The organism is Streptomyces sp. NPDC053673 (genome assembly GCF_055585225.1).
This window is the reverse complement of the sequence record NZ_JBVJKN010000045.1, coordinates 20,329-40,730: the sequence shown is the minus strand read 5'-3', so window position 1 is coordinate 40,730 and position 20,402 is coordinate 20,329. Positions and strand designations below refer to the sequence as shown.

The window sequence follows — 20,402 nt, the reverse complement described above, 5'->3', positions numbered from 1 at the left end:
TGGGGTCGTGACATCGCCGGCGAGCACGGGTGCCCAACCGTCGGTGTGGCTGTGGAGATGCACGGAGTATCCACCTGCCGCTGCGCCCTTGACCCCGCCGGGCCGGCCCTGCCGTCAGAGCGTGTAGTGCGCGACGCGAACCCGGTGCAACCATGCCTCGACGGGCGCCTCGTCCGGCTGGGTCGGCAGGACGCTCTTCGTCCGGTCGAACCGCTCCTCGAAGCGCTGCAGGAGGGGCAGCGCCGCCATCGCGTCCGCAGCAACCACCTCGCCGAACTCGTGGAAGGCCTCGGGGTTTTCGACGCGGACGTTCAGCCGGCCGGTGGCGTACAGCTCGAAGCCTTGATGACACAGACGCATGAGGTGCCGGGCATGCTTCGCGGTCCGCTTGCGCGTGTCGGCGGAGACAGATCCGTCGCCTCGGTCGTAGAGCCGCTTGAACTGCTGGGTGGCGTAGCCGAGGTAGGCGTCCCGGACTCGCTTGGCGGACAGGAGCGAGCTGCGGATCTCGATCAGTTCGTCGCCCAGCGGGGTGCGTACTTCGTACAGGTCGTCGGGGAGCCAGACCAGTTCCGTGACGGTGGGGTTGCCGCCGAGGGCGAGACGGCACCATTTCGCTGCTTCGTGCAGGGTGCGGTCCGGGTTCATGGTGACGTGCGATTCGGCGGGGCCGTGCAGGCCGTGGAATTCGATGGTGTCCGCGGCGAAGAGGCCGAGGCGATCGATGTCGGACCCGGGCTTGGACAGTCCGTAGGCGGTGGAGCCGACTATCCCTGCAGCACGTTCATGGCTCGCGTCTCCTCCGCGGGTGTGGATCGGATGAACGGTACGGCAGGTGACCCACACGTCGTCGGGATTTTCGGGGCGGCGCAGGATGGATCCGCGAACTCCCGCTCGATGGCGAGCTTCGGAGCCCGGCACGTGGCGGCAGTGGGATCCGCTCGGGGTACGCCGAGCTGTTGCTGGCGGCAGACCAGTCCGCGGCGCATGCTGTGCCCGCTGTAGCGGCGCTTCGAGTGCCGCAGCAGCCGACGGGCCCGGCGTCGGCCGGCGGCGAACGCCTCCCGCTCGGCCCCGGCCTCGCATTCGGCCTCGGCCCCGGCCTCGGCGCAGCATCTGGACGTTCGTATCGCTGACCAGTCGTCCCCGGCAACGGGAAAGCCGGGGACGGGCAGTGTCGTTGGGGCCGGTCAGCCGAGCCAGACGATGTCGATGACGTACAAGCGTCCGGCCTTGCGGTTGATGAAGTAGACGGCGGTGAGCTGTCCGACCGAGGCGGCTCGCACGTCCTCGCCTTCGGGGTCCCGGTTGTTGAAGGCCGGGAAGCTCCACGGGTCGCGCGAGGCGATGTCCACGACGTCGCGGAGCATCTCGCGGGCATGCTCGGGCAGCGCGTCGAGCGCGGCCAGGGCGTGGCGCGACAGACGAGCCTGCCAGGCGGCGTCGCTCACCGGCGTGCCCCGAGCGCGTCTTCCAGGGCTATGCCGTCGGAGTCGTCGCAGCCGGAAGCGAGGAAGGCGTCGACGGCCGGGGCGGCGGCAAGGCGGGCCTGCCAGATGCGCACGACCTCGTGGAGCGGGGTGAGGCTGTAGCTGTGACGGGAGTCCTCCAGCGCCTTGGCCCAGTCCCCTTCGAAGGCCGGCACCCACTGCTGGGCGCGGCGGTCGGCACGGATCCGCGCGAGCAGCTGCGCGGCCGCGGTCGGCGCCGGCGCGGGCGCGGGGCTGGTCGTGTGCTCAGGCTGGGCGGTCATGGGCTCCTCCAGGCGCGGGTCTCTTCGCAACGGTAAGGGGGTAAGCGGCGGCGGGTACTCCGCATGGGGTTATCCGTCCGAGAACACGGAGTCCTTGTTCTGGGCATAGTCGGCACAGCCCTCAACCCAGTCCGCCCGGACGATCTCCTTGCCCTCGTACTTGCCCACCAGGCCCCTGAAGAGGTCGTCGCAGTCGGCCTCGATGTCCTCGCGGCTGCGCTGGTCCGTGGGGATGTACGCGCCACCGAAGGCGTCCTCGTAGCCGGACAGGTAACTGCGCTTGTCGACCCCCTTGGTGTCGCTGCCGCATCCGCTCAGGACTCCGAAGACGACGAACAGTGCTGCTGCGCCCACCCGGCGGTGCTTGCGCATGAGCGCTTCCTCCCTCGAGAAGGTGACAAGGTGCTGTCTGCCCGTCGCGCGGGCGGCAGATGCGCTCGGGCTCAGAACTTGGAGCGCCGGCACTCCGGCCGTAGATCGTGATCTTCATGGGAAGCGACCTGGGGGAACGGCCGTGACAGCTGCGGGGGTTGTTCAAGCTGCCTTCGCTCTTAACCGAGTTCGGCGATGTCTTCCGTGCTCAGCTTCAGCGCGCCGGCCGCGATGTTCTCCTCCAGGTGGTCCAGCGAGCTGGTGCCAGGGATGAGCAGGATGTTGGGCGACCGGGCCAGCAGCCAGGCCAGGGACACCTGCGGCACGGTCACACGGTGTCGGGTGGCGACGGCTTCCAGGCGCTCGGCCGTGACCGGCTGGAAACCGCCGACCGGGAAGAAGGGGACGTAGGCGATGCCGGCTTGCGCGCAGGCGTCGACGAGTGGGTCATCATCGCGTCGGGCGACGTTGTAAAGGTTCTGGACACAGGCGATCGGGGCGATCTTGCGGGCCTCGGCGAACTCGGTGGCGGTGACGTTGGAGATGCCCAGATGGCGGATCAGGCCCTCTTCGCGCAGCGCGAGCAGCGTTTCCAGGGGCGCGCTCAAGGGTGTCTCCGAGCGGTCGAGATCACCCATCCGCAGGTTCACCACGTCCAGGCGGTCCAGGCCGAGCGAGAGCAGGTTTGCTTCGATGCCTCGGCGCAGATTGTCGGGGGTGAGGCCGGTCTTCTCCGTCGCCGGCAGGGCGAGATCGGCCCCTTCGACCAGCGCGCCCACTTTGGTCACGATCACCAGGTCGTCCGGGTAGGGGTGCAGGGCCTCCCGGATCAGCTCGTTGGCCGCCACTCCGTCACGCGCGTAGTAATGCGAGGTGTCGATGTGGTTCACCCCGAGTTCCACGGCCCGGCGCAGGATGGCCAGTGCCGTGTCCCGATGGGGTTGGTCACCCCTCGGCCAACCGGTCAGCTTCATCGCGCCGTAGCCGATCCTCGCGACGCTCAAGTCGCCGCCCAGCGCCCATCGTTCTGTCGTCACGGTCACCACCCTAGTGCTCCGGACACGGCATGTCGTGATCTTGCCCGTGGTACCTGCTTCAGGGAGCGACGGCCGTGGTTGAGCATCGTGACGTGTGCGGAGCAACGATGAGACGGCAGCCACAGGTCACAGCATCGATCCCGCTCGCCTGCGGGAGGCGTTCGACGTGGTTCGACCTGGGCGAACCGGCCCGCGATACGGCCCATGGCCGGCACCCGCTGTGCCCGGCGAGGCGAGACTCCTCACCAGCCCCGCTGCAGGCGTGCCGCTCGCTCCCGCAGGGACGGCGCCCGCGGCTGCCCCTCACGTGCTTCTCGGCTGTCGCCGTGGGGCTTGCGCAGGTGAGGTGCGCCGTGGCCGAGGGGACGTCGGCGTGGCTTCGTTTCCTGGCCCATGCTCATCACAACGACCGGAACGCGATGGCGATGCGGGCCGTGACCCTCGCGAGACGTAGCGTCTTGTGAGGCTGGGCGGCCCTCCAGCTGATCCGGGACGACCTCACCGCCGAGGGTCGACGCTCCCGAGTTCGCCGCGATCCTGCGCGAGTTGCGCGAGGACACCGACCCGCCCGGGCGGGTTCATGGCGTCCGTCGCTCAGCTGTGCTGACCGGCGCGGGTCGCGCAGCGCATGCCTTCAGGACTGTCACGTTGCGTGATCAGGATGCGTCCGGACGCGTTCGGATGGACCCTGGTGACATGGCTGGAGAGGCGCCCGTGGTCGTGTATCCGCTGTCGCCGGAGGGCGGCAGGCGGGTGGCGATCCGCGGCGAGTCTGTCGGCGTGGCGTACCACTTGCTCGATGTGCTGGAGTTCCTGCGCGGGGCGAAGCTGCCCGAAGCCGACACCGCGATCGACGACCCGGAACTGATCGAGTGGCGCGGCGGCGGCCCGGAGGTGTGGTCCGAGCCGCCCGGGCGACCTACGCGGCGGTGACCCCGCGCTCAGTCCACCGCTCCCCGCGAGTCCTGCACCGGGCGCAGCGCCTCGCGCACGCCCCTTCGTCGTTGCGGCGAGAAGGGCCTTGCCGCTGCAGACGGTGCGCTGGTCGGCCCGGACCGTCAGGGTGCGTCCGGCCAACGCCTGAGGGATGCGACCTGCGGTCTGCCGGCGACGAGGACGAACTCGCCGCTGGGCGGCACACGCCGGCACACGCCCCTCGGACTCCACCGCCGTCCCGTGCGCCGGCAGAACCGACGGTTCGACTGCGAATGGCCGAACGTGCCGGCAACCGCGGCGCGCGGCTCCCTCTCACCAGTAGCGGAGCGGGCGCGCGCGACAGCGGTACGTGAGCGCTGACGCGGGGTCCCGCTGTGCAGCCGATACTGGACTGGAACCACGGCCGGGCCGACGCGTACTGCTCGGGGCACGGCTGTGCGGCCTCCACTCGGACGCGACGAGGGCGGTGGGGATGAACACGCGGGTGACCACGTTCAGCGAGGGTCCGGAAGACCCGTTCTCCGTGGATCGCGCGGCCTCGACGGTGCTGGACGACCACGGCAGGGTCGTCGGCTGGAGCACGCTGGCCGAGTCACTGCTCGGCTATTCGGCCGAGGACGTGCTGGGCCGACCGGCGCTCGACGCCCTGGTCGACCCCCGAGACGCAGCCGTCGTCATGGACGTGGTCGCGGCCTGCGTGAGCAATCGGGGCTGGTTCGGGGTCGTGCCCGTCCGAGACCGCGACGGCAGCCGGGTGGAGCTGGGGTGCCGGGCCCGGGCAGTTGTGAGGGCCGACGCCGGTCGCGAGTGGTTCCTGGTCGGGGCGCCGGCGGAGGAAGTGATCCAGTGGGAGACGGACCGGGCGATGCTGGACGGGCTGTTCCGCCGGTCCCCCATCGGTCTTTCCATCCACGCTCCGGACCTAAGCATCCTGCGGGTGAACCGCGCGATCGCCCGGTGGGGCGGGGTCCCGACCGAGCAGTACCGTGGGCTGCGCATCGGCGACTTCCTCATGGGCCCCGACGCGGAAGGGAACGAGGCCGAACTTCGCCGCGTCCTCGAAACCGGTGAGCCTCTGATCTTCACCGAGCTGCCATGCCGACTGCGACGGGACCCTCACCGGGAGCTCGTCGTGTCCGTCTCGGCGTTCCGGATGCAGGACGCCTCCGGCCGGGTCCTGGGAGTCACCCAGACGGTGGAGGACGTCACCGACCGCTTCCGGGCGCGCCGGAGACTGGCGCTGCTCAACGAGGCCAGCGCCCGTATCGGGACCACGCTGGACGTGACAAAGACTGCGCGCGAGCTGACCGAGGTGGCGGTCCCCGACCTCGCGGACTGTGTCTCCGTGGACCTGCTCGAGCCGGTGACCCGTGGCGAGGAGCCCGCGCAGGACCCGTCCGGGCCGGTGGTCCGGGCGGCTGTCCGGAGCATCTCGCCCGAGGCGTTGCAGGTGGTGTATCCGGAAGGCCACGTGGTGCAGCTTCCTCCGTACTCCATCCGGGTGAGGGTGCTGGCCGAGCGGCGCCCCGTCCTCGACCCGATGGTGGAGGTCCCCTCGGAGTGGGTTCTGGATGAGCCGGCCAGGGTGAAGGCATTCCATGAGCTGGGCATCCACTCGCTGATCGCGGTGCCGTTGGTCGCGCGCGGGCTCGTCCTGGGGATGATGAGCCTGTGGCGGTGGCAGCGGCCCGAGCCGTTCGAGGAAGACGACCTGACACTGGCCGAGGAGTTCGCCTCCCGCGCAGCCGTGTGCATCGACAACGCCCGCCGCTACACCCAGCAGCACGAGGCGGCGCTCACCCTGCAGCGCAGCCTGCTCCCGCAGGAGGTGCCCGAGCACCCAGCGGCCGAGATCGCCCATCGGTACCTGCCGGCCGACCCCACCGCTGGGGTCGGCGGCGACTGGTTCGACGTCATCCCGCTCTCCGGGCTCCGTATCGCCCTCGTCGTCGGCGATGTCGTCGGGCATGGCCTCCATGCCACGGCCACCATGGGCCGTCTGCGCACCGCCGTGCACACCCTGGCCAGCCAGGACCTGCCTCCGGACGAGGTCCTCTCCCAGCTGGACGATCTCGTGGACCGCCTGGCGAGCGAGCAGGATCCGACCGCCAGCACCACCCCGCAGGTCATCGGCGCAACTTGCCTGTACGCGGTCTACGACCCGGTCTCCCGGCGCTGCACCCTCGCCCGCGCCGGCCACCTGCCGCCGGCAGTGGTCGAGCCTGACGGACGGGTCCACTTCCCCGACCTGCCCGCCGGCCCGCCGCTCGGCCTGGGCGGCCTGCCGTTCGAGACCGCCGAACTGGACCTGGCCGAGGGCAGTCTTCTCACCCTGTACACCAACGGGCTCGTCCAGGCGCAGCGCCGCGATCCGAACGAAGGGCTGGAGCTTCTGCGCCTGGCACTGAGCGATCCCAGCCGCTCGCTGGAGGACACGTGCAAAGCGGTCGGGGACGCGTTGTTGCCGGCCTGTCCGGACGACGACGTCGCGCTGCTCATCGCCCGCGCCCGCGGCATGCCACCCGACACGGTGGCCACCTGGACCCTGCCCGCAGAGGCGACGGCGGCCGGCCGGGCCCGTACTCTGACGGTCTCCCAACTCACCGAGTGGGGGCTGGAGGGCATGGCCTTCAGCACCGAACTGATCGTCAGCGAGCTGGTCACCAACGCCTACCGGTACGGCGGCGGACCGGTGAGGCTCCGGCTCATCCGTGACCGCCACCTCATCTGCGAAGTCTCCGACACGAGCAGCACATCCCCACACCTGCGACAGGCCCGCAGCACCGACGAGGGCGGCCGCGGCTTGTTCCTGGTGGCCCAGATCGCAGAGCGGTGGGGCGCCCGCTATGTCCACGACGGCAAGACCATCTGGGCCGAACAACCACTGCCCTCCCCAGCGGTACCGGACAGCCCGGACCGGCCCCCGCCGACGACGTGACTACAGCACATCAGGCCAACTGCCCGTGTCGCGGGCAGCCACCGCCTCCCTGATCGTCGGGAAGCTGTCCGCCTCGTCCCGGCAAAACACCCTGGCCGCGGCGCTGAAGGAGTACGGGGGCTTCGCCGCACGGTCTACGCCGCCCGCTGTCCGGCGGACGAGATTTACCGCGGGAAGATCGCCCGGCAGCTCAACAAGGGCGAATCCCTGCACTCCCTGCGCCGCAGCCTGCTGTACGCGCACGAGGGTGCAATCCGGCACCGCCGCCTGGCCGCGCACCGAACAGGCGTGGTGCCTGACGCCGCTGACCAACTCAGTGGTGACCTGGACCACGGAGTACTACAGGCTGGCCATAGCGCAGATGCGCGCCGAAGCCCGCGCGGTCGACGACGAGTTGCCGGCGCACATCTCCCCGGCCCACAGCGAGAACGTGAACTTCTTCGGCACGATCAACGTCGAGGTCGACACCGAGCTCGCCAAGCTAGGCGTGTTTTGGCTGGTCAGGAGCTTCTTGCCTGGTCAGGGGGTGGGACTGGGGTGGTCACTGTGTGGGCGTTTTCGGTGCTCCTTCCGCCGAGGAGGCGGTGTCGTCACCGAGCCACGCACCCGGCGCGGGACGGATCCAGGCCCCCGGGATGCATCGGCGGCAGATGGGCAACTAAGGTGGATGTACATACCCATCGGGAGCTTGAACAAGGCGGAGGCTGTGTCGGCCGCCCCACGGCCCGAACGCATCACGGCACTCTTCAGCTCCCGCGCCCCTCTCCCTGCGCTACTCGGATTTCCCAGGGAGCATTCCCATGGCTGGTCAAACCACCTCAATCGTCCTCGAGCCCGAGGCACAGGAGCTCGCCGACGCAACCTCACAACACCCGTTCCTGTTCGAGCTGGATCCGACCACAGCGCGCAAGGTTCTCGACGACCTCCAGGCCGCGCCAGTCGACAAGCCGCCGGTCGTCGAGGAGTGGGTCACCGTTCCGGCGGCCGCGGGCGACGTACGGGTACGCATCGTCAAGCCGCAGGGCGCCACCGGAACGCTGCCCGTCGTGTTGTACATGCACGGCGGTGGCTGGGTGCTGGGCAACGCCGGTACTCACGACCGCCTGGTGCGCGAGTTGGCGGTCGGCGCCCGCACGGCAGTGGCCTTCGTGGAGTACACGCCGTCGCCCGAGGCGCACTACCCCGTGGCCATCGAGCAGGGCTACGCCACCGCGCAGTGGATCGTCCGCGAGGGAGCGTCCAAGGGTTTGGATGCACAGCGCATGGCGGTAGCGGGGGAATCGGTCGGCGGGAACATGACCGCCGCACTCGCCCTCATGGCCAAGGAGCGCGGTGACGTCACGTTCGTACAACAGTCGATGTACTACCCGGTCACGGATGCGGCCATGAACACCGGTTCCTACGACCAGTTCGCCACCGGGTACTACCTGAGCCGCAAGCTGATGGAATGGTTCTGGGACGCTTACACGACCGACCCGGACCAACGCGCGGAGATTACCGCGTCTCCCAATCAGGCCACCATCGAGCAGCTCTCCGGTCTGCCCCCCGCCCTGCTGATCGTCGACGAGGCCGACGTGTTGCGCGATGAGGGCGAGGCGTACGCCTCCAAACTCCGGGCAGCCGGCGTTCCGGTGACCACGGTGCGCTACGACGGCACGGTCCACGACTTCATGATGCTCAACTCGCTGAGTCAGTCCAAAGCCGCCCGCGCAGCCATCGACCAGGCAACAGCGTTCCTGCGCAACGCCCTTGGAACCGCCCAAGCCTAGGAAAAGGAACCCTGGACCGAATCGCCGGCCGGGCGCCGGCGCCGTCTCCGGGCCACATTCCCGGACGACATCGCAAGCCACAGCACGGTCCAGGACTTCTACTTCGGGGACGACCTTCTGCTCAGGCGGCACGACTACCACGTGGACATCGCCGGCGGCTTAGCGGCCGCCCAGTACGTGACGCACAGCGACGCCCATGGCGACCAGGTCGGCATCGGTACGGCCTGCATGCCCATGACGCTCAGCAGAGATTCGACGCAGGACGGTCAGCGCGCTCTCCTCCCGCCGTCGCCCGGTGAGCCTCTCCTTCACGCCCGACCCGGACGCGCTGAAGACGAATACGAGCCGCTCGGCACGGCCGACGGAACCTGCTCCGGCATTTCCGCCGCACGTGGTGTGGCGACCGCCACCGAGACCGCCCGCGGGGGTGCCCCGCACGAAACCTGCCGACTCGCTGACGCCGGTCTCAGGACGCGCTACACACTCGAAGCGGACTACGGCCCCTACGCGCAAGAGCGGTTGCTCCGCCACGAGGAGGAGCCCCATGAGGACACACCGAACACTGACACACCCGCGCACCACCGCGACCGTGACGGCCGGATGAGCTGGAGGACGGCCAAGTGTCCTGACGGCCGAGCCCTGTTCACCCTGCAGCCCGCATATGAGAGGGGCGAGAACCGCACGTACGAGGGCCGACGCGGACCTCGCCTACGAACGTGCCACGCTCAAGGCGTTCGCTGAGCACTCGGCGAAGGCCCACGGATGCTCCGCCCCGGTCACCCCTTGACGCCGCTCCGAGCGAGGCCCGGGTCCCCTTGACGCCGCTCCGAGCGAGGCCCCGGATGGCACCACCCCCACCGGCCTCCGTGCCGCTCAGCAGCAGCGGAACCCCTCGCGGGGATCGGCCTCCCTGGCGTCCATGCGGCTGCGCTCGAATTCACGGCGCGACATGACCTTCGCGCCCGGGTCGTGCGACCTGGTGTGGGCGACGTAGCGGTCGTACACGGATTCGCCGGAGACCTCGCGGACGTACCAGCGGACCCAGTCCACCGCGCGTCGCACGCCGCTCACCGCCTTCGTACCCGTCACGGTACTCACGTCCCGCCGCTTCCGGCAGCCTCGCGGTCCGCGCCCCCTGTTCCGGCCGCCGCCAGCTCCGCCTTCTCCTCCCGCGTGGGGATCAGCCCCGCGGGCGCGACGAGCTTGGACTCGACGTACGGGACCTCGGCGAGACGGCTGGTCTCCGGGGAGCGGATCGCCTTCATGCTGACCCGGGCCGCGTCCGCGAGGACCACCACGATGAGAAGGGCGAAGAAAGCCGCGAGAATGCCGTCGACGGTCGAGTTGGTCACGATCGTGTGCATCTCGTCCATGGTCTTCGCCGGCGGCAGGATCTGGTCGGCGTCGATACCCGCCTGGTACTTGTCGCGCTGGGTGAAGAAACCCACCTTGGGATCGCCCGAGAAGACCTTCTGCCAGCTCGCGGTGAGGGTGACCGCGGCGTCCCAGGCGAGAGGAACGGCGGTGACCCAGGCCCACTTGAGGCGCCCGGACTTGATCAGCAGCGTGGTGCAGACGGCGAGCGCCACAGCGGCCAGCAACTGGTTCGCGATGCCGAAGAGCGGGAAGAGCTGGTTGATGCCGCCGAGCGGGTCATGCACACCGGCCCAGAGGAAGTAGCCCCAGCAGCCGACGACGACCGCGCTCGCGAACCAGACACCCGGCTTCCAGCTGACCTGCTTCATCGGCTTGTAGAGGTTGCCCAGTGTGTCCTGGAGCATGAAGCGTCCCACCCGGGTGCCGGCGTCGACCGTGGTGAGGATGAAGAGCGCCTCGAACATGATGGCGAAGTGGTACCAGAACGCCTTCATACCGGCGCCGCCCACCACCGCCGAGAAGATGTCCGACATGCCCAGCGCGAAGGTCGGCGCACCACCGGTACGGGACAGCAGGCTCGCCTCCTCGACGTCCCTGGCAGCTTGGGTCAGCTGCTCAGGTGTGACCGTGAAGCCGAGATTGGCGACCGCCTGCGAGGCCGACTCCACCGTGGTGCCGAGGAAACCCGCCGGCGAGTTGACCGCGAAGTACAGACCGGGGTCGAGGATGCAGGCGCAGATCATCGCCATGACCGCGACGAAGGACTCGGTCAGCATCGCGCCGTAACCGATCATCCGGATCTGGGACTCCTTCTGGATCATCTTCGGGGTGGTACCCGAGGCGATCAGGGAGTGGAAGCCGGAAAGCGCGCCACAGGCGATCGTGATGAAGACGAACGGGAACAGCGACCCCGCGAAGACCGGCCCCTGGCCGTTGCCCGCGAACTCGGTGACCGCGGGCATCTTCAGCGTCGGGCTCGCGATCAGCACGCCCACCGCGAGCAGCACGATCGTGCCGACCTTCATGAAGGTGGAGAGGTAGTCGCGCGGCGCGAGCAGCAGCCAGACCGGGAGCACGGAGGCGAAGAAGCCGTACACCACCATCCAGATGACCAGGGTGCCCGGGGCCAGGGTGAAGAACCCGGCGAGCGACGACTGGGCGACCCAGCCCCCCGCGACGATGGCGAGCAGCAGCAGGGCGACACCGATGAGCGACACCTCGGCGACCTTGCCGGGGCGCAGCACCCGCAGGTAGAAGCCCATGAAGAGCGCGATCGGGATGGTCATGCCGATGGAGAAGACACCCCACGGCGAGTGCGCCAGCGCGTTGACGATCACCAGCGCCAGCACGGCCAGGAGGATGATCATGATGGCGAAGACCGCGATCAGGGCCGCGGCGCCGCCGAACGGGCCGATCTCGTCCCGCGCCATCTGGCCGAGCGAACGGCCGTCGCGGCGCGTGGAGAAGAACAGCGTGACCATGTCCTGGACGGCACCGGCGAAGATCACGCCGACGATGATCCAGATGGTGCCCGGCAGATAGCCCATCTGCGCGGCGAGGATCGGGCCGACGAGCGGACCGGCCCCGGCGATGGCCGCGAAGTGGTGGCCGAAGAGCACCCGGCGGTCGGTCGGGTAGAAGTCGACGCCGTTGTCGAGCCGCTCGGCGGGAGTGGCGCGGGTCTTGTCCGCCTTCAGCACCCGGTACTGGATGAAGCGCGCGTAGAACCGGTAGGCGATGGCGTACGAGCCGAGAGCGGCCGCGAGCATCCAGACGGCGGAGATCTCCTCGCCGCGGGACAGGGCAAGCACGCTCCAGCCGGCCGCGCCCACCAGAGCGACGATCACCCAGACGGCGACCGACTGCGGACTCATCCGCCGGGAAGCGTTCGATGGTGCCGGCTCGGCCATGGTGTGGCTCCCGTCCCGTCGTCGTCACTGTGGTGTGCAGCAGATCCAGGGGACTGATCCATCAGCGTACCCGTGGACGCCGTTCGCGCACCCGCGCGCGTGCCGTTCGCCCACCCGTGTGCGCAGCCGCCCACCCGTGTGCACCGCCCGGCCGCCCGTGTGCACCGTCCGTGCCGGGGCGCTCCGGTGCGACGCCGGTTCTCAGGCCTCCGTCCCCTGTCGTACGTCGAGGATCCAGCGGGCGCCCGCCGCGCGGCCGAGGACGACCGGTGCCACGCGGCCGGGCCCGGCAAGGAGCTCGCGCGGTTCGCACTCGTCCGCCGACGAGTCGACCTCCCAGAAGAAGGACTCGAAGCGCGGATCCTCTCGCTGCTCAGCCGTGCGGAGGAGCGGGTACCGGGAGCCGTAACACGGGGAGGGGGTTGGTCACGGCTTCGCGTACCCGCTCCTTGGCCGATCAACCGGGACCGTAGGCGGCCTGGCGGCAGGCGGGCCGCCAGTGGACGGTATCGCGCCTGCGGCCGTCCCCGGGAGCGAACTCGGCGCCGGGGGCGAAGGCCAGGCCGATGTCGACGGCACGGCCGCCAGGCAGTGGCGCCACCAGCGACGTGGGCGGCCCTGCATGCCGGAAGCAGGACCCTGGCCCGGTGAACTCGGTCGCCCCCAGGCCGGGCCGCGGCCGCGCCGGGGGTGCGGCAATCGGCCGGGACGAACCGTCGCATCCCGTCCTTGAGCACGCCGGCCACCGCTCAACGACGCACCCGCACCGGAGGGGAACTGTCCTAGGGTTGCCCCGTGGAGACCTTCGCCCGGCAGGAGCGTCGGCACGATCTCGCGGATGTCGTCTACGTGCCGACGGGGCAGGATCCTGACCGGCTCCGCGCGGCGATCGGCGCCGAGGAGGCGCTCGTGGCGCTGAAGGTGCGCTACGGCGGGTCGGATCCGTCCCGGGCGCCCTGGCTCGTGGCTTCCCGCCCCTTCCCGCTCGGTCCCGTGCTGACCAGGCGGCTGGAGCGGCTCGGAGCCGGGATCTTCGCGCTCTGCGACGCGGTCCAGGAGCTGTACGCGGAAGGCGACGCACGCGTCCGGGCCGTACTGGACATCGGTGTTCCCGAGGACCTGCGCGGCCACGACCTCGATCGCCGCATCGAGTTGTTCCGGCTCGACGTCGTGGTCAGCCAGGGGATCCCGCGCGTGACGGAGATGGAGGAGGCCTTCGGCAACGTCGGGAAGATGCACGCGCTGGAACAGGCCTACGGCGTTCCGGCCGGGCCGCTGTTCCACGCCTTCCACGTGCGTGGGATCGACCGGATCTGGATGGACGACCAGTACCCGACCTATCGCCCCGAGAACGAGCTGGTGGCCCGCCGTATGCGCGAGGAATTCGGCCGCCCCATGGACGTGGAGTTCTTTTCCGCGTTCCGTGACGACGGACGTACGGGCTGGCGGTTCGCCTACGTCAAGGAACTGCGCCAGTACGAGACCCCGCTTCGCCGGCGGATCGTCGCGGCCGCGGAGCGGCTGATCAACCCGTTGTTCCACGGCTACGGCACCAAGGCGCTGCTTTCGCTCGTATGGGATCCCGTGATGGAAACCCGGATCGCCGACCGGCTCGGCGAGGAGGTCCTGGCCGTACTGCGCACGGGCGTGCCGCAGTCGCGAGTGCTGCCGGCCCGGCCCGACGAGGGACTGCTGGAGGAGTTCGAAGCCCACGGCAGGGACAAGGTGCTGAAGGTGATCGACGCGAGCGCCTCGGAGTTCACCTGGGGCAGCCGCGGCGTGTTCTTCGGCGACCATTCGGCGAGCAGTTGGCGTCGTGCGCTCGACGCGGCCGCGGCCGGCCACGTCCCGGGCCGTCCCGAGGCCACGGCCGCCCGCTTTCTCATCAGCGATCTCGTGGACAGCGACCGTTTCGATGTCGAGTTCCTCCACCCCGAGAGCAGAGCGCTGTGCGTCATGCCCCGAGCGCGGATCCGCCTGACCCCGATCTACGCCCGCGAGGCGGCCGGCTCCCGGCTGCTGTGCGGCCACGCCACCTTCGTCAACACCAGCCGCAAAGTCCATCTGGGCCATCACGCCATCTGCACGCCCTTCGTGCGCGCCTGACTCGTCCACGCGCATGGCCCGGACCCTCTCGCTGTCGTGCGCAGCAGCTCCGGGCACTCGTGGCCGTATCGGCCGGGCCGTGGCACATCCCCCGGTCCCCCACAGAAAGCAACCGTCCAGCCCTGCGACGCGGGATCCTGAGTGCCTGTCAACTGGCCAGGCCCTACGACCCCGACGGAGCCGGTGACCGTCTGACGAAGTCCTACGCATTGCGGCACCTCGGCTTCGCCGACCACATGGCCGGCCGCCTGGACGAGGCCCGTGCGCACTTCGAGGAGTCCACCCGCCTCGGCCGGGAACTGGGATTCCTGCCGAGGGTGGCGGCGAACCTGATCGGGCTGGCTTATCTTGCCGCTCAGCAGGAGCGGCGGGATGACGCGGCGGCGCTGCTCAAAGAAGCGACGTGCCAACCTGCGAGGCCGGGCTGGTCCCTCCGTACCGAAGGGAGCAGCCCGGCCTCGTACCACCGCTGCGGTGGATGATCATCGCCTGCGCCGGCCCGGAAGGGGCGAGTCGCAGCCCGACAGCGGCAGGGTGATGTGCGACCGCGCGGTCGGTCAGCCTCCGAACGTGCCCGTGGTCTCCGCCTTCCACGCACCGCCCGTGACCTTGTAGACGGTGAGCTGCTTGTTGGTGGCGTCACCGAATTCGTCGAAGGAGACCTTGCCCGTGACTCCGTCGAAGGAGACCTTCTGCAGGGCCTCGGCGACCTTGGCGCGGGCGTCGGAGGGCAGCTTGCCGTCCTTGGCCACGGCCTTCACCGCCTGGATGATCGCCCAGGCCGAGTCGTAGGAGAAGCCGCCGTAGGCTCCGTACGCCTCCTTGTACCCGGCCGCCTTGTAGTCCTCGATGAACTGCTTGGCGGAGGGCAGGCTCTCGACGGGCGCGCCTACGGACGTGGCCAGGTCGCCGTCGCCACGGGCACCGGTGAGCTTGAGGTACTCGTCGCTGTAGATCGCGTCGCCACCGATGAGCGGGATCGCGGCGCCCGACTTCTTGACCTGCGCGCTGAGCGGGCCGGCCGCCGGGTACTCACCGCCGTAGTAGACGACGTCCGCCCCCGAGTTCTTGATCTTGGTGGCCACGGAGGCGAAGTCCTTGGCATCCGGGTTGACGTGATCGGTGCCGACGACCGTGCCGCCGAGCTTCTTGAAGTGAGCGGAGAACGTCGCGGCCAGGCCTGCGCCGTAGGTCTTCTTGTCGTCGACGACGAAGACCTTCCTCTTCTTGGCCGTGTTGTACAGGTACTCCGCGGCGAACGGGCCCTGGATGGCGTCCGTGGTCGCGGTCCGGAAGTACGTCTTGAACGGCCGAACCTTCTCGCCTGTGTCCCACTTGTCGCCCTGGGTGAGGGCGGGGTTGGTGTTGACCGAGACCTCGGACACCTGGGCGGCGTCGAAGACCTTCTGCATCGACTGGGCCACGGAGGAGTTCAGGGGACCGACGACTCCGATGACGCTCTTGTCGGCGACGAGCTTGGTGGCGTTCTGCTGGCCGGAGGAGGGCTGCGCCTGGTCGTCGAGAGCCTCGATCTTGAAGGTGACGCCGGGCACCTCCTTGCTCTTGTTGGCCTGCTTGACGGCGAGGTCGACCGAGTTCTTCATGCCGAGGCCGAGAGCGGAGAGCTCCCCGGTCAACGGCGCGTCGAAACCGATGGTGACGACGGTGGAGCCGTCGCCGGAGGCATCGTCGGCCTTGCCTGCGTCACGGGAGCCGCACGCCGTGAGCGAGAGCGCTCCGGCGGCGAGCGCGGCGGTCACAGCTATGAGAGAACGGTTGCGCACGTTCGGTCCTTTCCCTTTCAAGACGCCGACCGCGTTGTCAGGGCCGAAGATCGTTCCTCTGGCGCGGCGGCTGGCGTGACTCTATGTGGCGTCCACCGAAACGAGCAGAGGGGGCGAACCGATGTGATTCTCTTGTTATGGCGCCGCTCAGGCGGAGGATTACCCTCCACAAGGCCGGTCCCGAGGTCACGATGCGGCGGTGAAGCGTGTCAGTGAACGCCGTAGCGGGAAGCGGCGGCTGCCCGGTCGGGCCCTCAGCGGGAGTGCGGCCCCGATTCCAGCCGAGCCCACCCGTCATTCGCAAGATCACCCCGCCCCACATCGACCGGATCGATCACCAGGTGGGTCACACGGTCCATCGGAACTGCCTGGTACCCCGGCTTGTTCGTGTCCCTGTCCCGCAGGGTGTAGCCACCGTCGACGACCGCCATGTCGGCGGCGGGCGCCATGCACTTGGTCAGCAGGGGCGCGCCCTTGGCCGTCGCTCCGGACAGCCCGGCGCGTGCCTTGCCGTTCCTGGGGACATAGAAGCTCACGCCCATGCGGGTGTGAGGGTCCAGGTGCGTCTGCCACGGGTGGCCGGGGCTGGTGCGGACGAGTCGGCCGGTCACGGTGGCGGTGGGGCCGCCGGTGGTGAGGCAGTCGACCTTGAAATCGCCCCAGTAGTCACGGCCGTCGATGACGTGGGAGATGCGGAAGGTGCCCCAGGAGCGGGTGGGAATGCCGCCCACGGTGTAGGTGGAGTGGGCGTCGACGGTGACCCGCACCTCCTCCTCGGTGATGTCGTAGCCCAGTCGCGCTACCCCCTTGAGGGAGGAGGCGACGGTGGTGGGTGGGGCGTCGGGCGCGGCTTCGGGCGCGGGGGCGGCGACGGCGGGGGCGGGGGCGGCGACGGCGGCGAAGAGGGCGAGGACGGCGGCGGCCCGCAGGGCCTTCTTCAGACGGCGCCGGTCTCGCGCGTAAGGGCCGTTCCCGCGCGTGCCGGCCCCGGGCCATGCCGGGGACCGGCGCAGCGCACCCGTGCGGGCGGCGAAGTCAGGCCGGCCCGGGCCGCACCCACGTCGTCTGGGACACTGCCGTGACCAGTTCGTGCGGCAACGGGGGGTGCCCGATGGACGGGATAGCAGGGTGGGCGCAGCAGCTGACCTGGCAGGAGGCCGCCGCGATGGCGCTGGCTCAGAACGGCTTGGTACTCGTGCTCGCCGTGGCGCTCGGCGTTGCACTGCGGAGATGGGGGGCCGGTGAAGGGGAACCGAGTGCCGCGGCCAGGCGGCTGTCGCCGTTGGAAGCCACGCTGATCGCGACAGCCGTCCTGCTCAACGCCGCTGTCACAGTGGCCGGTTGGTGGCTGTGGCAGCAGGGCTGGCTGGTGCTGCGGCCCGGCGTGGACCTGTGGGCGGTCCTCGATCTGGTCGGATTCACCCTCATCATGGACATGGCCATGTACCTGGGGCACGCAGCCGCTCATCATCCTCGGCTGTACCCGCTCGTTCACCAGCTGCACCACCGCTGGGTCGATCCGCGCCCCTCGACACTGTTCGTCCTGCACCCTTTGGAAGTCGTCGGTTTCGGCAGCACATGGCTCGTGGTGCTGTGTCTGTATCCGCTTCACGCCTGGGCCCTGGTCGGCTATGCGGTGATCAACCTCGTCATGGGGACGCTCGGACATCTGGGTGTGGAACCGTGGCCGCCACGGCTGCGGCGGCTCGAGGTCTTCCGTTGGTTCCCCCTGTCGAGCTTCCACGGCGCCCACCACGCCAACCCCGCCGTCAATCTGGGTTTCTACACCACCGCCTGGGACCGGATCTTCGGCACCCTGGACCCGGCGTACGACCGGGAGCGGATGGGCCTCACGAACAGAGCCGACCACGGAGCCCCGGAGGCGGCCGAGCCGCGGTAGGGCTGGCGGCGCCCGCCGCGTCACTGCTGTCCGGGTGGCAATCGCCCACGGTGTGCGCCTCGTCCTTCGGGCGCTTGCAGCGTCAAGTCGGGCGGCGCCCACGGTGTGCTCCGCCCTGATTCCCACACGGGGACGGAGGCCTTCCAGCCCGGCCCCGGAATCGCCTACCAGCCCATCCTGCCCAGCCGCGCTCCGCGTACGAGGCCATGGGCCGGACCGCGACGGAGAGAGACGTCTCGGCCAGATGAGCGGCACACTGCTGTTGGCGGTGTTCTTCCTGGTCGACGGCCTTCGGGTCGACCTGTCCGGGCTCGACGCCAGTGGGCTCGGTGACCTGGAGCTGATCCTGCTGGTGGCCGTGGGCGGCAAATGGCGTCCCGGCTTGTGAAGGAGTTCGGCCGGACGGGCGACGTGACTGCGCCGTGGGACCAAGCGGGCGGGTGAATGCGACCGGTACGAGGAAGATGGCTGCAAGCGCCGCGCCCTGAAGGGAACGTGTCCATGCTCAAGCCGCGGAAGGCAGAGCTACGCCGTACCTCCCCTCGCGCCGCTGACGGAAGCAGCAGTGCCCTGCAGCATCGCGCCGCGACGGAGGCAGATTTGAGCGGACGAACGCTTCGCACGCTCGTGCCGACGATGCTCGCGCTGGCCCTGACAGACGGATGCAGCACCGCGGGCGCGCGAGGCCCGGAGGCCGCTGCCGTGGCCGAGAGGTTCGAGAGGGCCGTCCGCAAGGGGGACACCGCAGCGGCCTGTACGCTCCTGGCTCCGCAGACACTCGCCGAGACAGAGCATTCCGGGCAGACGCGGTGCGCCTCGGCGCTGAAGGAAGAGCAGCTTCCTGACGGGGGCGCCGTACGGGACAGCACGGTCTACGGACAACAGGCGATGGTCACGCTCCAGGGCGACACGCTGTTCCTGTCACTGTTCGGGAGCGGCTGGCGGGTGGTCGCAGCGGGCTGCGTGCCTGAGGCCGGCAAGCCGTACGACTGCCAGGTCAAGGGAGGCTGAGACCGGTGCGGGTCTTGTTCACCCTCTGTCTGGTCACGGTGCTCGGAGGCCTGGCCTACTTCATCACTCTGGGACTTCTGCACCGGTGAGTGTGGGGAGGGCCGCAGAAGATGCGCCGGTTCGTGCATGACAATTCGCTGACATTGGTGTTCGGTCTCGCCTTCCTGCTGGTGCTGTACGGCCAGGCGATCGCAGGTCATTTCGAGTTCAACCAGCAACTGGCCGTGGACGGGCTCGCCCAGATCGGATTCGGCGACTACCTGATGTCGTCGGACTTCGCCGTGGACGTCACCGAGAACTGGCAGTCGGAGTATCTGCAGTTCTTCCTCTACGTCTTCGGCACCGTCTATCTGCTGCAGCGCGGTTCACCGGAGTCGAAGGAAACACACAAGGCCGGCGTGGAGTCGGAGAAGGACCAACTGATGGGCGAACATGCCCGCCGCGATTCGCCGCGCTGGGCGAGCACCCGGGACTGGCGGCAGGCCTTGTTCTCCCGCTCCTTGGGGCTCGTCATGGCGAGCCTGTTCCTCCTTTCCTGGCTTGCCCAGTCCATTGCCGGAGCCGCCGCGTACAACGGGCAACGCCTGCGCCGGCTCCAGGCACCGGTCAGCTGGGGCGACTACCTGATCTCAGCGGACTTCTGGAGCCGCTCCCTGCAGAACTGGCAGTCGGAACTGCTCGCCGTGGCCTCCATGGCCATCCTGTCCGTCTACCTCCGCCAGCGCGGCTCGCCCGAGTCCAAGCCCGTCGGCGCCGCCCACACCTCGACCGGTGTCGAGGGATAGCCCGGCCGCTGTGGCCGCCGGCCGCCGGCAGGCAACAGGCGGCAGGCGGCACCATGGAGGAGCTTTTGACTCGGGACGCTGGAGCGGGAGCACCGACCCGTCACGACGGCGTCGGCGCACCTGAAGGTGATACACGGCGAAGGCACGGCCGATCACGGGCTGGGCCACGTTGCGTACGCGGACACCGCCCGCCGTCATGCCGTGCTCGACACCCCGGTGCGCATGACCGTGCACCGCCAGGTCCGCGCCCGACTCGTCCACGGCCTCGGCCAGCAGATAGCTGCCGAGGAAGGGATAGATCTCGGGCGGCTCTCCGGCGAGGGTGTCCGGCACCGGCGAGAAATGCGTCAGGGCGATCCGTACCGCGCTGCCCTGCGCGACGAGCATGTCGAGCGCTCGGCGCAGACTTGTCGCGCAGCGCCGGGTGTAGCGGACGAACTCCTTCATCACCGGTTCGCCGAACTCGCCGGCGCTCCGGCCGGTGTAGCCTCCGCCGAAGCCCTTGGTGCCGACGATGCCGACTTTCGTGCCGCGGATGTCCAGCATCGTGGCGTCGCCATCGAGGACCGTCACGCCGGCCTCGGTCAGTACGGCCGTGACTTCGGCCTCGCGGTGGTACGCCGTGCGCGTGCGCCGCGACGCTGCCCGCGAGAGCGAAGGGGTATCCGGACGCCTTGAGCAGCGCCGCCACCTGCTTGGTCGTCTCCAGGATCGACTGGGTGCG

At 69.5% G+C, this 20,402-nt stretch carries 18 protein-coding genes and 3 pseudogenes; 11 read left to right on the top strand and 10 right to left on the bottom strand.

Annotated features, from left to right (window positions below; all coding sequences use genetic code 11):
* Positions 1 to 114: 114 nt before the first annotated feature.
* The 5 genes from ACZ6ZQ_RS35120 to ACZ6ZQ_RS35100 form a co-directional block, all read right to left on the bottom strand.
* Complete coding sequence (locus ACZ6ZQ_RS35120) at positions 115 to 816, bottom strand: DNA polymerase beta superfamily protein (protein WP_469772581.1); 702 nt, start codon at positions 814 to 816, stop codon at positions 115 to 117.
* 374 nt (positions 817 to 1,190) lie between these two features.
* A complete protein-coding gene (locus tag ACZ6ZQ_RS35115) occupies positions 1,191 to 1,451 on the bottom strand; it encodes a hypothetical protein (RefSeq protein WP_469772570.1) in 261 nt (86 codons plus the stop codon).
* Complete coding sequence (locus ACZ6ZQ_RS35110) at positions 1,448 to 1,753, bottom strand: DUF6247 family protein (protein WP_469772569.1); 306 nt, start codon at positions 1,751 to 1,753, stop codon at positions 1,448 to 1,450. The genes ACZ6ZQ_RS35115 and ACZ6ZQ_RS35110 overlap by 4 nt, the downstream gene beginning before the upstream one ends.
* A 69-nt stretch (positions 1,754 to 1,822) precedes the next feature.
* The gene (locus tag ACZ6ZQ_RS35105) at positions 1,823 to 2,125 is read right to left on the bottom strand and encodes a hypothetical protein (RefSeq protein ID WP_469772568.1); all 303 of its coding nucleotides are present in this window, start codon (positions 2,123 to 2,125) and stop codon (positions 1,823 to 1,825) included.
* Between the two features lie 179 nt (positions 2,126 to 2,304).
* Entirely contained in the window at positions 2,305 to 3,162 is an 858-nt protein-coding gene (locus ACZ6ZQ_RS35100; protein WP_469772567.1) for an oxidoreductase, read from the bottom strand.
* A gap of 696 nt (positions 3,163 to 3,858) precedes the next feature.
* Between ACZ6ZQ_RS35100 and ACZ6ZQ_RS35095 the strand changes: the two genes are divergently transcribed.
* The 5 genes and pseudogenes from ACZ6ZQ_RS35095 (at position 3,859) to ACZ6ZQ_RS35075 (ending at position 8,805) form a co-directional block, all read left to right on the top strand.
* On the top strand, positions 3,859 to 4,095 hold the full coding sequence (locus ACZ6ZQ_RS35095; protein ID WP_469772566.1) for a hypothetical protein: 237 nt from the start codon (positions 3,859 to 3,861) through the stop codon (positions 4,093 to 4,095).
* A gap of 475 nt (positions 4,096 to 4,570) precedes the next feature.
* The gene (locus ACZ6ZQ_RS35090; protein WP_469772565.1) at positions 4,571 to 7,036 is read left to right on the top strand and encodes a SpoIIE family protein phosphatase; all 2,466 of its coding nucleotides are present in this window, start codon (positions 4,571 to 4,573) and stop codon (positions 7,034 to 7,036) included.
* Positions 7,037 to 7,045: 9 nt separating this feature from the next.
* Positions 7,046 to 7,249: pseudogene (locus tag ACZ6ZQ_RS35085) on the top strand (hypothetical protein); the annotation flags it as partial.
* A gap of 34 nt (positions 7,250 to 7,283) precedes the next feature.
* Positions 7,284 to 7,424 (top strand): annotated as a pseudogene (locus ACZ6ZQ_RS35080) (hypothetical protein); the annotation flags it as partial.
* A 412-nt stretch (positions 7,425 to 7,836) separates the two neighbouring features.
* Complete coding sequence (locus ACZ6ZQ_RS35075) at positions 7,837 to 8,805, top strand: alpha/beta hydrolase (RefSeq protein WP_469772564.1); 969 nt, start codon at positions 7,837 to 7,839, stop codon at positions 8,803 to 8,805.
* An 873-nt stretch (positions 8,806 to 9,678) separates the two neighbouring features.
* Here the strand turns inward: ACZ6ZQ_RS35075 and ACZ6ZQ_RS35070 are convergent.
* Both ACZ6ZQ_RS35070 and ACZ6ZQ_RS35065 read right to left on the bottom strand, forming a co-directional pair.
* Positions 9,679 to 9,876, bottom strand: a complete 198-nt coding sequence (locus ACZ6ZQ_RS35070) for a YbdD/YjiX family protein (RefSeq protein WP_469772580.1) — start codon at positions 9,874 to 9,876, stop codon at positions 9,679 to 9,681.
* 23 nt (positions 9,877 to 9,899) lie between these two features.
* Positions 9,900 to 12,092, bottom strand: coding sequence for a carbon starvation CstA family protein (locus ACZ6ZQ_RS35065; protein WP_469772563.1), 2,193 nt, complete (start codon positions 12,090 to 12,092; stop codon positions 9,900 to 9,902).
* A 795-nt stretch (positions 12,093 to 12,887) separates the two neighbouring features.
* On the opposite strand from ACZ6ZQ_RS35065, the gene ACZ6ZQ_RS35060 reads away from it, so the two are divergent.
* Positions 12,888 to 14,198, top strand: coding sequence for a hypothetical protein (locus tag ACZ6ZQ_RS35060; protein ID WP_469772562.1), 1,311 nt, complete (start codon positions 12,888 to 12,890; stop codon positions 14,196 to 14,198).
* A gap of 209 nt (positions 14,199 to 14,407) precedes the next feature.
* Positions 14,408 to 14,680, top strand: coding sequence for a tetratricopeptide repeat protein (locus tag ACZ6ZQ_RS35055; protein WP_469772561.1), 273 nt, complete (start codon positions 14,408 to 14,410; stop codon positions 14,678 to 14,680).
* Positions 14,681 to 14,755: 75 nt separating this feature from the next.
* Here the strand turns inward: ACZ6ZQ_RS35055 and ACZ6ZQ_RS35050 are convergent, their stop codons facing one another.
* Entirely contained in the window at positions 14,756 to 15,982 is a 1,227-nt protein-coding gene (locus ACZ6ZQ_RS35050; RefSeq protein WP_469772560.1) for a branched-chain amino acid ABC transporter substrate-binding protein, read from the bottom strand.
* Between the two features lie 254 nt (positions 15,983 to 16,236).
* The gene (locus ACZ6ZQ_RS35045; protein WP_469772559.1) at positions 16,237 to 16,749 is read right to left on the bottom strand and encodes a hypothetical protein; all 513 of its coding nucleotides are present in this window, start codon (positions 16,747 to 16,749) and stop codon (positions 16,237 to 16,239) included.
* Positions 16,750 to 17,093: 344 nt separating this feature from the next.
* Here ACZ6ZQ_RS35045 and ACZ6ZQ_RS35040 point away from each other — a divergent pair, with 344 nt between their 5' ends.
* From ACZ6ZQ_RS35040 to ACZ6ZQ_RS35025, 4 genes are all read left to right on the top strand, one after another.
* Complete coding sequence (locus ACZ6ZQ_RS35040; RefSeq protein ID WP_469772558.1) at positions 17,094 to 17,882, top strand: sterol desaturase family protein; 789 nt, start codon at positions 17,094 to 17,096, stop codon at positions 17,880 to 17,882.
* A 244-nt stretch (positions 17,883 to 18,126) separates the two neighbouring features.
* Entirely contained in the window at positions 18,127 to 18,270 is a 144-nt protein-coding gene (locus ACZ6ZQ_RS35035) for a hypothetical protein (RefSeq protein ID WP_469772557.1), read from the top strand.
* A 212-nt stretch (positions 18,271 to 18,482) separates the two neighbouring features.
* Positions 18,483 to 18,893 (top strand): hypothetical protein, encoded by a 411-nt coding sequence (locus ACZ6ZQ_RS35030; RefSeq protein WP_469772556.1) that lies wholly within the window; start codon positions 18,483 to 18,485, stop codon positions 18,891 to 18,893.
* Between the two features lie 110 nt (positions 18,894 to 19,003).
* A complete protein-coding gene (locus ACZ6ZQ_RS35025; protein ID WP_469772555.1) occupies positions 19,004 to 19,678 on the top strand; it encodes a DUF6766 family protein in 675 nt (224 codons plus the stop codon).
* Positions 19,679 to 19,792: 114 nt separating this feature from the next.
* On the opposite strand, the pseudogene ACZ6ZQ_RS35020 reads toward ACZ6ZQ_RS35025, so the two are convergent.
* Positions 19,793 to 20,290: pseudogene (locus tag ACZ6ZQ_RS35020) on the bottom strand (metallophosphoesterase family protein); the annotation flags it as partial.
* Between the last annotated feature and the right edge of the window lie 112 nt (positions 20,291 to 20,402).